Origin of the sequence: Catellatospora tritici (assembly GCF_019083965.1) — a bacterium.
GTDB classification, from domain to species: domain Bacteria; phylum Actinomycetota; class Actinomycetes; order Mycobacteriales; family Micromonosporaceae; genus Catellatospora; species Catellatospora tritici.
The window spans coordinates 221996-235317 of record NZ_JAHRCY010000006.1; the positions used below are offsets into that span (position 1 = coordinate 221996).

Consider the following 13322-nt stretch of genomic DNA (forward strand, 5'->3'; position numbering starts at 1 on the left):
GCCGCGCCATGAAGCAACTGTTCCGATTACTCGCGGCGTGCGCGCTGCTGCTGGGCTTCGCGGTGGGCCTGCCCGCCCCGGCGCAGGCAGCGCTGCCCGTCTCGCCGAACGTGCACATCTTCTACTACTCCTGGTACGGCAGCCCGACGGTGAACGGGTCGTACCGGCACTGGCAGCAGGGTGGGCACACCCCGCCGAACGACCTCGGGGCGAACCTGTACCCGGTGCTCGGGGCGTACGACTCGGGCGCGGTCGCGGCCGTCGACCAGCACATGGCCTGGATCGCCCAGGCCGGGGTCGGCGTGATCGTCTACAGCTGGTGGGGCCAGGGCTCCTATGAGGACGGGCTGGTCCCCATGGTGCTCGACGCCGCCAACCGGCAGGGGATCAAGGTGGCCTGGCACCTGGAGCCGTACTCGGGGCGCACCGCGGCCTCGACCGTCTCCGACGTCAACTACCTGAACTCCCGCTACGGCGGCCACGCGGCGTACTACCGCGACGCCGCGCACGGCAACCGGCCCGCGTTCTACGTGTTCGAGAGCCTGCGCATCACCGACTGGTCGGCGATCGCCCCGCTCAAGAGCGGCAACATCATCCTGGCGCAGACCACGGACACCTCGAAGGTGGCCGGGTTCGGCGGGATGTACACGTACGACGCGATCGCCGGGGCGTCCGCGCCGGGCTGGGCGAACGCCTCGGCGTTCTGCAAGGCCAACGGCCTGGTCTGGGCGCCCTCGGTCGGACCCGGGTACCTCGACGACCGGGCCGTGCCGGGCAACACCACCCCGACCCTGAACCGGGACAACGGGGTGACCTACGACCGCGAGTGGGGCAACGCCCTGGCCACGGCCAACGGCGGACCACCCACCTGGGTCTCGATCACCTCGTTCAACGAGTGGCACGAGGGCTCGGTCATCGAGCCCGCCAGCGCCACCCCGCCCGGCGGCCAGGGCTACCTGACGTACGTCGGCGCCTACGGCACCACGGGCACCGCGTCGCAGACGGCGTACCTGGACCGCACCCGCTACTGGGTGGGCCGGTTCAGCCCGCCCCCGCAGCAGTCCTTCCTCGCGCTGCGGGCCAGGGCGAACAGCAGGTTCGTGACGGCCGACAACGCCGGTGCGAGCCCGCTGATCGCCAAGGGCACCACCATCGGCCTGTGGGAGCAGTACGACCAGCTCACCCTCGGCGGCGGCAACATCGCACTCCGCTCCAAGGCCAACGGCCTGATCGTCACGGCCGACAACGCCGGGGCGAGCCCGCTGATCGCCAACCGCACCGCGGTCGGCCCGTGGGAGACGTTCGCCCTGGTCAACAACGGTGACGGCAGCTTCAGCCTGCGTGCGCAGGTCAACGGCCGCTACGTCACCGCCGAGAACGCGGGGGCCAGCCCGCTGATCGCCAACCGCACCGCCATCGGCACCTGGGAAAAGTTCGACCTGGCCACGAGCTGACCTAACGCCGGAAGCGCCCGGACCGACCACATCGGTTGGTCCGGGCGTTCGTGCTGTTCGGAGGCTATGCAAGTGATCATCGACAATTGCGCGCCCGTGAAGGGTTGACGCCGTGAGTATGACCGAGTAAACATCTAGGAAATATCCTATAGGATCGTGGATTTCCAAAGCTGCCCAATCTCCGAAACCCGATCATTCACCAGGGAGGAACCGGTCATGAGACCGTTGGTTCGACTGGGCTCCACCATCGGCGTCGCGATGCTGCTCACCGTCGCCGCCGCGTGCACCAAGAAGGCGGACGACCCGGGCAAGGGCTCCTCCGCGCTCACCCCCACCCAGGTCAAGGTCGCGCTCGTGCCCGGCGGGGCGCACCCCTACTTCCAGCCGTGGAAGACCGCCGGTGACAAGGCCAAGGCCGACTTCGGCCTCGGCGACGTCACCTACAACGAGACCGCCGGCTGGGACCAGACCAAGCAGAACGACGTGCTGACCTCGCTGGCCGCGCAGGGCTACAACGCGTTCGGCATCTTCGGCGTCGCCCCGGAGAACATCAACGCCACCTTCACCAACCTCAAGGGCAAGGGCTTCCACGTCGCCTCGCTGGCGAGCTGCCCGGCCGGGGACAAGAACGAGGCCGACTTCTGCCTGTCGACCGACGTGCAGGAGGCGGCGTACAAGGCGGCCAAGGCGGCGATCGAGGCCATGGGCGGCCAGGGCAACCTGGTCCACCTCACCGGCAACAAGGTCGACTCCAACACCCAGCGCCGCATCGCGGGCGTGCAGAAGGCCGTCGACGAGACTGGCGGCAAGGTCAAGCTGCTCGACACCATCACCGACATCGACAAGGACCTGCAGACCGCGCAGAAGGCCGTCGCCGACCTGCTCGCGGCCAAGGGCACCCAGGTCAACGGCATCGTCACCACGGCGTACAACCCGGCGGTGGCCGCCGCGGGCGGCGTGAAGCAGGCCAAACTGCCGATCAAGGTGATCGCGATCGACGACGACCCGACCATCATCGCCGGGATCAAGGACGGCTCGGTCGCGGCGACCGTGCTGCAGAACCCGCTCGGGCAGGGCTACGTCGGCTCGTACGCGCTGGAGAAGCTCGCCGGAGGCTGCACCATGACCACCCCCGGCGTCATCATCGACTCGGGATCCTTCGTGGTCACCACGGCCAACGTCGGCACCTACGACGCCGACCGCCAGACCAAGACGGACTCCCTGAAGCAGGACTTCGACACCAAGTACCTCACCTGCAAGTAGCCCCACCCCGGCGCGGCGCCGCCGCCTGGTCACAAGTTGCCGGGCAATCGGGCGAATGACCTCGCAAGATACGCCCGATCGCCCGGCAACTTGGACGATCAACGACGGCGCCGCGCCGTCGCCGACCCCTTCCGGAGACCGCCGTGACCGACGCCGCCCCACCCGCACCAGCCGCGCCGCCCCGATCACTGCCGCTGTGGGCCAACCCCCGCATCGGCCTGGTCGTGCTCCTGGTTGCCCTCGTCGCGCTCTTCTCGACGCTGCGACCGGGCTTCCTCAACACCTACCTGACCCTGGTGCCGCTGCAGGCCGACATCAGCGTGTACGTCGTCGTCGGCCTGGCCCAACTGTCGGTGCTGTCGCTGGGGCACATGAACATGGCCGTGGGCCGGATGGCCGCGTTCAGCGCGTTCGCCGCCGGGCTCGCGCACGACCGGTTCGACGTGTCACTGCCGGTCGCGCTGCTGGCCGGGATGGCCGCGGCGGGTCTGCTCGGCGCGCTGGCGGGTCTGATCATCACCGCCACCGGCGTCAACTCCTTCGTGGTGACCCTCGCCCTGGACTTCGCCCTGATCGGCCTGGTCTCCCTGCTGTACGCCACCTTCACCCCGGGCGTCGCCTTCGCGGGCCAACCCGCCGGGATGGCGCAGATGCGCAGCGACACCTTCGCCGACTACTGCGTGGGTGACGTGTGCGGCCCGCCGATCCCGCTGCAGGTCCCGTACGCGCTGGTCGCGGTGCTGCTGGTCGGCCTGGTGTTCCGGTGGTCGCGAGTCGGCCGCGAGGTGCTGATGACCGGCGCCAACGAGAAGGCCGCGAAGCTGTCCGGCATCCCGGTGCGGGCCCGGATCATCCAGGCGCACGCGCTGTCCGGCGTGCTCGCGGGCCTGGCCGGGTTCCTGCTCGCCGCCAACAACGGCGCCTTCTCCGCCAGCATCGGCGACGGCTTCCTGCTGCCGTCGTTCCTGGCCCCGGTGCTGGGCGGCACGCTGCTGGTCGGCGGCGCGGTCAGCGTGCTGGGCACGGTGCTGGGCACCGCGATCGTGCAGGTCATCTACAAGGGGCTGAACCTGCTGCAGTTCCAGGTCGACGAGCTGAAGCTCTACATCGGCCTGATCCTGCTGCTCGCGCTGTCGCTGGACCGGGTGCGCCACGTGGTGGCCGAGAAGCGGGGAGTTCCGGCATGACCGCCGCCGAGACCCTGGCCGCGCAGAACGCCGCCGAGCCCACCGCGGCGCCCGCGCCCCGGCGCGGCTGGCGGCGTGCCGTGCGCGGCTCCGAGTTCACCCTGGTGACGATCGCGCTGATCGGGTTCGTGGCACTGACCATCGCCACCGACGGCAACATGCTCACCGCCGGCACGCTCGCCGCGTTCTTCCGCTTCCTGGCGGTGCCCATGGTGATCGGGCTGGCCCAGATGACAGTGCTGGCGATCGGGCAGATGAACCTGTCGGTGGGCGTGCTCACCGGCTTCTGCGCCATGGTGTCGGCCTGGCTCATGCTGGAGGCGGGGTGGCCCGCGGTGCTGGCGGTGCCAGGCGCGCTCCTGCTGGGCGCGCTGGTCGGCTTGATCAACGGCATCCTGGTGGTACGCACCAGGATCAACGCCTTCATCGTCACCCTGGCCACCATGACCATCGTCGACGGGCTGCGCTACGGCGTGCACGGGCCCGGCACCTACCAGGACTACTCGCCCGGCCTGCAGCGGTTCGGGCAGCAGTCCGTGCTCGGCATGCCGGTGGTGTTCGGAATCGCCGTGCTGGTGGCGGTGGGCGTGTGGCTGTTCTTCGCGCGTACCGTCGCCGGGCGGCACCTGCTGGCCAGCGGCGGCAGCCCGTTCGCGGCCCGGCTGTCCGGCGTCTCCAACGACCGGTCGATCCTGGTCGCGCACACCGTCTCCGGCCTGCTCGCCGGGGTCGCCGCGGTGCTCACCCTGGCCCAGTCGGGCTCGGTCAACGCCACCATCGGCGACGACCTGCTGCTGCCCAGCTTCGCCGCTCCGATCATCGGCGGCGTCGCGCTGGCCGGGGGCGTGGTCAGCGTGCTCGGGACCAGCGTCGCCGCGTTCATCGTGCGACTGGTCGACGTGACCCAGGCCCAGTTCGGCATCAACCGGCGCTGGGTCGACCTGATCGTCGGGGCGGTGGTGCTCGGTGCGGTGCTGGTCGGCGCCGTACGCCAGAAACTCTCCCGGAGGTCGTCGTGACGCTGCTGGCCGAGGGCCTGACCAAGTCCTTTCCTGGCGTACGGGCCCTGTCCGGCGCCACCCTGTCCGTGCGGCCCGGCAGCGTGCACGCGCTGCTGGGCGAGAACGGCGCGGGCAAGAGCACCCTGGTAAAGATCCTGACCGGGGTGTACCGCCCCGACGCCGGACGGGTCCTGCTCGACGGCGTCCCGGTGCGCTTCGGCAGCCCGCTGGAGGCGCTGCGCGCCGGGATCGGCGTCGTGCACCAGGAACGCAACCTGGTGCCGGAGTTCTCCGTCGCCGAGAACATCGCCCTGCAGCACCTGCCCCGCAGGCTGGGCATGGTGGACCGGGGCCGGATGCGCGCCGAGGCCCGGCGCTGCCTGGACCTGCTCGACCTGGACCTCGACCCGGACACCCGGGTCGGGGACCTGTCGGTGGCGCAGGCGCAGCTGGTCGAGATCGCCAAGGCGCTGTCGGTGGACAATCGGGTGCTGCTGCTGGACGAGCCGACCGCCTCGCTCACCGGCGACGAGGCCGACCGCCTCTACCGCATCGTGGCCCGGCTGACCGCCACCGGCCACGCGGTCGTGCTGGTCAGCCACAAACTCGAAGAGGTGTTCGCGGTCGCCGACACGGTCACCGTGCTGCGCGACGGCCACAGCGTCGCCGAGGGGCAGCCGCTGGCCGACTACACCCGCGACCAGATCGTCGACCTGATGGTCGGCCGGGCGCACGCCGCGGTCGAGCTCGGCGGCCGCAGCGTGGACCGCGACGCCGTGCCCGCGCTGGCGCTGACCGGCGTCAGCACCGGCCACGGCCACCGCGACCTCGACCTGACCGTCGCCAAGGGCGAGATCGTGGGACTGTACGGCCTGGTCGGCGCGGGCCGCACCGAACTGGCCCGCGCTCTGCTCGGCCTGGACACGATCACCTCCGGCGAGGTGGCCGTGCACGGCGTGCCCGCCCGCATCACCAACGTCGGACAGGCCCTGCGTGAGCACCGCATCGGTTACGTCCCCGAGGACCGCAAGGGCGAAGGCCTGTTCCTGGAGCAGCCGATCACCCGCAACGTCGGCGTGACCGTGTGGCGACGCCTGTCCCGGGCCGGGCTGCTGGCCGACCGCGCCGAACGCGACCTCGTCGCCCGCTACACCGACCTGCTCGGCATCCGCCTCGCCTCGCCGCGCCAGCTCGCCGGGCAGCTGTCCGGCGGCAACCAGCAGAAGGTCAGCCTGGCCAAGTGGTTGGCGGCCGACTGCGACATCCTCATCGTCGACGAGCCCACCGTCGGCATCGACGTACGCACCAAGGCCGCCTTCCACGAGCTGCTGGCGGGCCTGGCCGCCGAGGGCAAGGCGATCCTGCTGATCTCCTCCGACCTGCCCGAGATCGTGACGCTGGCCGACCGGATCGCGGTCATGGCCGATCGCCGCATCCGGGGCACGCTGCCCAACACCCGCGCCTACGACGAGATGTCGCAGCGCATCATCCGCCTCGTCCACGCGCCGCTGCCGCAGGAGGTCCGATGAGGATCCGGGCCGTCGAGACCCACGACATCCGCTTCCCGACCTCCCGGGATCTGGACGGTTCCGACGCGATGAACCCCGACCCCGACTACTCCGCCGCGTACGTGGTGCTGTCCACCGACACCGACCTGGAGGGCCACGGGTTCACCTTCACCATCGGTCGCGGCAACGAGATCTGCCGCGCCGCGATCGAGTCGCTGGCCCCGCTGGTGATCGGGCAGGGCGTGGACGACCTGGGCGAGTTCGCCCGGCGGCTCACCCACGACTCGCAGACCCGGTGGCTGGGCCCGGAGAAGGGCGTGGTGCACCTGGCCGCCGCCGCGCTGATCAACGCGGCGTGGGACCTGGCCGCCCGGTTCGCCCGCAAGCCGGTGTGGCGGCTGCTGTCGGAGATGCCCTCCGACCAGCTGCTGGACCTGGTCGACTGGCGCTACCTGTCCGACGCGCTGCCCCGCGCGCGGGCCGCCGACATCCTCGCCGCGGCCGAGCCGGGGCGGGCCGAGCGGACCAGGGCGATCATCGCGAGCGGGTATCCGGCGTACAACACCTCGGCCGGGTGGCTCGGCTATGACGACGCGAAGATCACGCGGTTGGCGCAGGAGGCTGTCGCCGACGGGTACAGCCAGCTCAAGCTCAAGGTCGGCGCCGACCTCGACGACGACCTCCGCCGGTTCGCGCTGATGCGAAAGGCGGTCGGGGCCGACGTCCGCATCGCCGTCGACGCCAACCAGCGCTGGGACGTCGACGAGGCGGTCGCCTGGATGACCGCGCTCGCCCCGTACGACCCCTGGTGGATCGAGGAGCCGACCAGCCCGGACGACATCCTCGGCCACGCCGACATCCGCCGCGCCCTGGGCACCGCCGGACCCGGCGGCACCCCGATCCGGGTCGCCACCGGCGAGCACGTCGCCAACCGGGTCATGTTCAAGCAACTGCTGCGCGCCGACGCCGTCGACGTGGTGCAGCTGGACGCGTGCCGGGTCGGCGGCGTCAACGAGAACGTGGCGATCCTGCTGCTGGCCGCGGCCTACGACCGCCCCGTCTGCCCGCACGCCGGGGGAGTGGGCCTGTGCGAACTGGTCCAGCACTTGGCGATCTTCGACTATGTGGCCGTCTCCGCCGACCTCACCGACCGCGCCATCGAGTACGTCGACCACCTGCACGAGCACTTCGTCGACCCGGCCGTGGTGCACCGGGGCGTGTACCGGGTCCCGCTCACGCCGGGTTTCTCGGCGCAGCTGCGCCCGGAGACGCTCGCCCGGTTCGCGTACCCCGACGGCGTCGCCTGGCGCGGTCGCGCACTCTCATGATCGTGGATGGACGAACCTAGGATGTTTCCCATGGCCCAACCCGCTCCGATCCCGCGCCTGCGCCGATCGACCCTGGGCGACGACGTCTACGAGACCATGACCGCACTGATCATGGAGCACACCCTCGCCCCCGGCGACCGCATCAACATCGACGCGCTGGCCCGGCAACTGGAGGTCTCGGCCACCCCGGTGCGCGAGGCCCTGGCTCGGCTCGAATCCGACGGCCTGGTCCGCAAGCGCGCGCTCGCCGGGTACACGGTGTCGCCGCTGCTGACCCGGCAGGAGTTCATGGACATGTTCGACATGCGCATCCTGCTGGAGTCGGCCGCCGCCCGCTGGGCCGCGCAGCGGGCCACCGGCGACGCCCGGGACCGCATCGTCCACGACGCGGCGCCCGAGGCCGCCCCCGCCGCACCCGACTCCGACGCGTGGCGGGCGCACGCCGCGTTCACCAAGCTGGACGCCGCGTTCCATGACCTGATCGCGCAGGCGGCCGGGAACACGCTGCTGCGCGACGGGATCGTGCGGCTGCACGCCCACCTGCACATCCACCGCCTGTTCTTCCCGTACGCCCAGGCGGGCACGACTGCCGACGAGCACCGGCGCATCGCCGCGACGATCGCCGCCGGAGACCCCGACGCCGCCGAGGCCGCCATGCGCGACCACCTCACCCTGGCCCGCGAACGCCACCTGGCCGGCTTCGATCGCACCCGCTGACGACCGCCGTCACCGGCCGCGCGCAGGCTACCGGTGCTCGGGTCGGGTGTGGCGGAGGTAGAGGAAGCCCTCCGGATCGGTATGGGCGTGGACCTGTGCCAGGGTGCGCGGCGGATGCGGCGACCCGGCGGTGATCCGGCTTGCCCCGGTGCCCGCGAGCAGCGGGGAGACGGTCAGGCACAGCTCGTCGACCAGGTCGGCGGCGGTCAGCGAGCCGAGCAGGGTCGGGCCGCCCTCGCACAGCAACTGGTCCAGTCCCCGCTCGTGCAGCAGTGCCAGGCCGGTGCGCAGATCGGGCGCCGTGAGCACGTCGGCGACCTCGGCGAGCGCTTCCCGCCTGGCCGCCGGTGCGTCCGGGCCGGTCAGCACGATCGGCCGGACCGGGGCACCGGCCAGCGCGGGCAGGCCCGGGTCGAGGTCGAGCGAGCCGGAGACGACGACCAGCCGGGGGTACGGCACCAGCCCGCGCGCCTGTCGCCAGCCCCTGCGGTCGGCGTCCAGCGTCAGCGGCCGGTACTGCTCCGCCCGCAAGGTGTTCGCCCCCACGAGCAACCCGTCGCAGAGCATCCGCAGCAGCTTCAACAGGCGCCGGTCCTGCGCGCCGGACAGCCCCGTCGACAGTCCGCCGACCGCCACCGCCCCGTCCACGCTGCTCACGAAGTTCGCCCGCAGCCACGGTCGCTCGGCACGGCCGTACCACGCGGCCAGCTCGCCGTCCTCCACCTCCACCGCAGACCGCACCCGCCCTCCGTCCTTCCCTCGCCCGCTGAGGGCGTCATGATCGGCTGCAGTTTCGGGGAAACTGCTGGAATCCAGCCCAAGATTCGTGCATTTTCCCCGAAACTGCAGCGATCATGCGCGGCGGGGCGCGGCGGGGCGCGGCAGGGCGCGGCGGGACGCGGTGCGGCAGGGCGCGGTAGCGCGGTGCGGCGGGACGCAGGATGCAGGACGCTGGGCGCCGCAGGGTCAGGTGGGGCGGGGGCTATTCGCCCGGTGGGCCGGTGACCGGGGGTGTGGGTTCGGCGGGGCGGTGTTGGCAGTCGCACCAGGTGCCGCCGCGGCAGCGGTCGTGCCGCTGCTCGCGGCATTCCTTGCAGATCATCGCTGCTCCCCCGATGACGAGGCAGGGTGGATCATGGCTGGTCCGACGCGGCGGCGATGAGGGGAGTCTCCGGCGCCGTGGCGGAGCGGGGGCGGCTGCCCACGACGACCACCCGATCACCCTCGGCCAGCGCACTGACCTGCGGATATGGCAGCGCCTTGCCGTCTCGGAGCACGGCGACCACCGGCTCGGGGCAGTCGCGCGGCGGTTTGCCGATCTCCTCGGCCCGGACCGGCCGCTCGGTCAGCTCCAGCCCGTCGCCGTGTACGAGCAGGTCCGCGAAGACCTCCCCGACCAGCGGCGACTGTGCGGCCACCCCGAGCAGGCGCCCGGCCGCCGCAGACGAGGTGATCACCGCGTCGGCGCCGGAGCGCAGCAGCAGTGGCTCGTTCTCGGCCTCGCGGACCGAGGCGGCGACCAGGCAGGTCGGGTTGAGCTGGCGGGCGCTGAGGGTGGCCAGCACGGCCGTGTCGTCGCGGTTGGCGGCGATGATGACGCGGTCGGCGGTGGGCACGCTGGCCTGGCGGAGCACGGCGTCGCGGGTGGCGTCGCCGAGCACGGCGGCGTACCCGTCGCGGTTGGCCTCGTCGACGTTTTCCTGACGGGCGTCGACGACGACGATGCGGTCCGGGGTGAGGCCGGTGGCGCGCAGCTGCTTGATGGCGTTGACGCCCTTGGTGCCGTATCCGATGACGACGGTGTGGCCCTGCAAGGTGCTCCTCCAGCGGTCGCGGCGGCGCTGGTCGCGGTAGCGCTTGGTGAGCACCTCGAAGGCGGTGCCCACCAGGATGGCGACGAACGCGATGCGCAGCGGGGTGATGAGGACGGCGTTGACCAGCCGGGCGCTCGGGCTGACCGGCACGATGTCGCCGTAGCCGGTGGTCGACAGCGTGACCGTGGCGTAGTAGAGCGCGTCGAGCCAGCTCATGTGCCCGTCGGCGTTGTCCTTGTAGCCGCCCCGGTCGGCCATGACCAGCAGCATGACGGCGACGAGGATGCCGAGGCCGTAGCAGACACGGCGGCGGATCTGCCGGACCGGTTGGTACCGGCGTTCGGGCAGTTTGATCAATCCGCCCTCGATCTCGTCGACGGTGACCTTGCGCGATCCGGCCATGGTGGGAGCGTATCGGACGAACGACCGACCATCGGATGGCCACTCGTACGAATAAAAGTGGCCCGCCAAGGTGCTGGTTGCGAAAAGGCGCAGCGTGCGCCCGGATGATCATGCAGTGACATAGGTAACAGAATGGGAACGCTCCCATCAGTCCCCTTGACACCCGCGTAACCTGACGGCAATCTCATGGGAGCGCTCCCGGACTCTGTGGTCCAGGCCACAGAGCAGGGCGGTGTTGATCCTTACGCAACAGCCCCCACCTGCACATTCGACGACCTGAGAGGGGTCAGGATGGGCGTCACCCCGCGCCGCCGCACGTTCGCGGTGGCCGCAATCGCCGCGATCACCGCCATTGGCGGTCTTTCGGCGTGCACCAAGAAGAACGACGAGCCGAGCACTCCCGGTGAGATCAAGCTTGTGGTCGACCACTTCGGTGAGTTCGGCTACGACGACCTGGTGAAGCAGTACGAGGCTTCGCACCCCGGCATCAAGATCGAGCTGCGCAAGACCGCTCAGCTGGGCGACTACCGGCCGAAGCTGGTCCGCTACCTGGCCACCAACAAGGGCGCCGGCGACGTGGTCGCCCTCGAAGAGGGCATCATCACCGAGTTCAAGGCCAACGCGGCCAACTGGGTGGACCTCTCGCAGTATGTCGGGGACAAGTCGGCCGACTACCTGCCGTGGAAGTACGAGATCGGCAAGACCGCCGACGGCAAGCTGCTCGGTCTGCCGACCGACGTGGGCGGCCTGGCCATGTGCTACCGCAAGGACCTGCTCGAGGCGGCCGGCTTCGCGTCGGACCGCGACGCGGTCTCGGCCCTGTGGCCGACGTGGGACAAGTTCATCGAGGTCGGCCAGCAGTACCGCACCAAGACCGGCAAGGGTCTGCTCGACACCGTGACGACCGCGTTCAGCGCGAGCCTGTCGCAGGTCGGCGGCGACCTGTTCTACGACAAGGACTTCAACGTCGTGGCTGACACCAGCCCGGCCGTGAAGCAGTCGTGGGACCTGGCCGTCAAGCTGGCCGACGCCAAGGTGACCGCCAAGACCAACACCTGGTCCGCCGAGTGGCAGGCCGGTTTCCAGCAGGGCACCTTCGCCGCGACCCTGTGCCCGTCGTGGATGCTCGGCATCATCGAGCAGAACTCGGGCGCCGCGAACAAGGGCAAGTGGGACGTCGCCGCGGTTCCCGGCGGCGGTGGCAACTGGGGCGGCTCCTGGCTGTCCGTGCCGACCCAGAGCAAGCACCCGAAGGAGGCTGCCGAGCTGGCCGCGTTCCTGACCAACGCCGACAGCCAGGTCGCGGCGTTCAAGGCCAAGGGCCCGCTGCCGTCGAACCTGAAGGCGCTGGACAACGCCGACTTCCAGGCGTACCAGAACCCGTACTTCAACAACGCGCCGGTCGGCAAGATCTTCGGTGAGGGCGCCAAGACCCTCAAGCCGGTGACCATCGGCCCGAAGCACTCCTCGGTGAAGGAGCGGGCGTTCGAGCCCGCGCTGCAGGCCTACGAGGCCGGACGTCTGTCCGCCCAGGCGGCCTGGGACCAGGCGGTCAAGGACGCGAAGGTCCAGGGCGCGTTCTGATCTGAGTTGAACCGCACAGCGGCCCCGGTGGCGCTCATCGCGAGCGCCACCGGGTCTGTTCACCGCCTCCTGTGCAGTCACGAGCAAGGGAATCACCATGAGCCTGTCGGCACCTCCCGCGCCGCCCCAGCTGGTCACGCCTGAGCACCACCGCGCCCCCAACAGCCGCCGCTTCAGGCTTTCGCGCTGGGACATCAAGTACTCGCCGTACATCTACGTCGCGCCGTTCTTCATCCTCTTCGCCGTCTTCGGCATCTACCCGGTGCTGCAGACCGCCCGGATGGCGCTGTACGACTGGAATCTGATCGGCGACCACACCTTCACCGGGTTGGACAACTTCACCGCCCTGATGGGCGACGAATACTTCTGGAACGCCGTCAAGAACACGTTCGGCATCTTCCTGCTGGCCACCATTCCGCAGCTGCTCGGCGCGCTGTTCCTGGCCAACCTGCTCAACCAGCAGATGCGTGGGCGGATGTTCTTCCGGCTGATGATCGTGGCGCCGAACGTCACCTCGGTGGCGGCGGTCGCGATCGTCTTCGCGGTGCTGTTCCGCCGCGACTTCGGCCTGGTCAACTGGGTGCTCGGCTTCTTCGGCGTCGACGCGATCGACTGGAAGGGCGAGACCTGGAGCTCCTGGACCGCGATCGCCACCATGGTCGACTGGCGCTGGACCGGGTACAACACGCTGATCCTGCTGGCCGCGATGCAGGCGATCCCGAAGGACATCTACGAGTCCGCGTCGCTGGACGGCGCCGGCAAGTGGCGACAGTTCTGGTCGATCACCATGCCGCAGCTGCGTCCCACGCTGATCTTCGTGGTCACCGTGTCCACCATCGGCGGCCTGCAGCTGTTCACCGAGCCGGTGATCTTCGGTGACGGCCGGATCCTGGGCGGCGCGCAGCGCGAATTCCAGACGATCGCCATGTACATGTACGAGAAGGGCTTCAACGACCTTCAGTTCGGGTACGGATCGGCGATCGCCTGGGCCCTGTTCATCATGATCATCATTATGTCCGGCGTGAACTACCTGCTCATCCGCCGCTCGGTCAAGTGAGGAGCCT

General features: G+C 70.3%; 11 protein-coding genes. 9 read left to right on the top strand and 2 right to left on the bottom strand.

Translation table 11 applies throughout. The annotated features are described in order from the left end of the window. The first annotated feature begins 8 nt into the window (after positions 1-8). From KUA19_RS15755 to KUA19_RS15785, 7 genes are all read left to right on the top strand, one after another. Positions 9-1454 (top strand): glycoside hydrolase family 99 protein, encoded by a 1446-nt coding sequence (locus KUA19_RS15755; RefSeq protein WP_217396743.1) that lies wholly within the window; start codon positions 9-11, stop codon positions 1452-1454. 216 nt (positions 1455-1670) lie between these two features. Next, positions 1671-2717 carry a sugar ABC transporter substrate-binding protein gene (locus tag KUA19_RS15760; protein ID WP_217396744.1) on the top strand — a complete coding sequence of 349 codons (1047 nt, stop codon included), beginning with the start codon at positions 1671-1673 and terminating at the stop codon, positions 2715-2717. A 143-nt stretch (positions 2718-2860) separates the two neighbouring features. Then, entirely contained in the window at positions 2861-3904 is a 1044-nt protein-coding gene (locus tag KUA19_RS15765) for an ABC transporter permease (protein ID WP_217396745.1), read from the top strand. Beyond that, complete coding sequence (locus tag KUA19_RS15770) at positions 3901-4923, top strand: ABC transporter permease (RefSeq protein ID WP_217396746.1); 1023 nt, start codon at positions 3901-3903, stop codon at positions 4921-4923. Before KUA19_RS15765 ends, KUA19_RS15770 begins: the two co-directional genes overlap by 4 nt. Then, positions 4920-6434 carry a sugar ABC transporter ATP-binding protein gene (locus KUA19_RS15775; protein ID WP_217396747.1) on the top strand — a complete coding sequence of 505 codons (1515 nt, stop codon included), beginning with the start codon at positions 4920-4922 and terminating at the stop codon, positions 6432-6434. The genes KUA19_RS15770 and KUA19_RS15775 overlap by 4 nt, the downstream gene beginning before the upstream one ends. Further along, complete coding sequence (locus tag KUA19_RS15780) at positions 6431-7741, top strand: enolase C-terminal domain-like protein (RefSeq protein WP_217396748.1); 1311 nt, start codon at positions 6431-6433, stop codon at positions 7739-7741. Before KUA19_RS15775 ends, KUA19_RS15780 begins: the two co-directional genes overlap by 4 nt. Positions 7742-7771: 30 nt before the next feature. After that, positions 7772-8458, top strand: a complete 687-nt coding sequence (locus tag KUA19_RS15785; protein ID WP_217396749.1) for a GntR family transcriptional regulator — start codon at positions 7772-7774, stop codon at positions 8456-8458. 27 nt (positions 8459-8485) lie between these two features. On the opposite strand, the gene KUA19_RS15790 is transcribed toward KUA19_RS15785, so the two are convergent. After that, positions 8486-9199 carry a pyrimidine reductase family protein gene (locus KUA19_RS15790; RefSeq protein WP_217396750.1) on the bottom strand — a complete coding sequence of 238 codons (714 nt, stop codon included), beginning with the start codon at positions 9197-9199 and terminating at the stop codon, positions 8486-8488. A 392-nt stretch (positions 9200-9591) separates the two neighbouring features. Then, the gene (locus KUA19_RS15795) at positions 9592-10674 is read right to left on the bottom strand and encodes a potassium channel family protein (RefSeq protein ID WP_217396751.1); all 1083 of its coding nucleotides are present in this window, start codon (positions 10672-10674) and stop codon (positions 9592-9594) included. A 291-nt stretch (positions 10675-10965) separates the two neighbouring features. On the opposite strand from KUA19_RS15795, the gene KUA19_RS15800 reads away from it, so the two are divergent. Both KUA19_RS15800 and KUA19_RS15805 read left to right on the top strand, forming a co-directional pair. Beyond that, positions 10966-12258, top strand: coding sequence for an ABC transporter substrate-binding protein (locus tag KUA19_RS15800; RefSeq protein WP_217396752.1), 1293 nt, complete (start codon positions 10966-10968; stop codon positions 12256-12258). Between the two features lie 97 nt (positions 12259-12355). Continuing rightward, the gene (locus KUA19_RS15805; RefSeq protein ID WP_217396753.1) at positions 12356-13315 is read left to right on the top strand and encodes a carbohydrate ABC transporter permease; all 960 of its coding nucleotides are present in this window, start codon (positions 12356-12358) and stop codon (positions 13313-13315) included. The last annotated feature ends 7 nt before the right edge of the window (positions 13316-13322 follow it).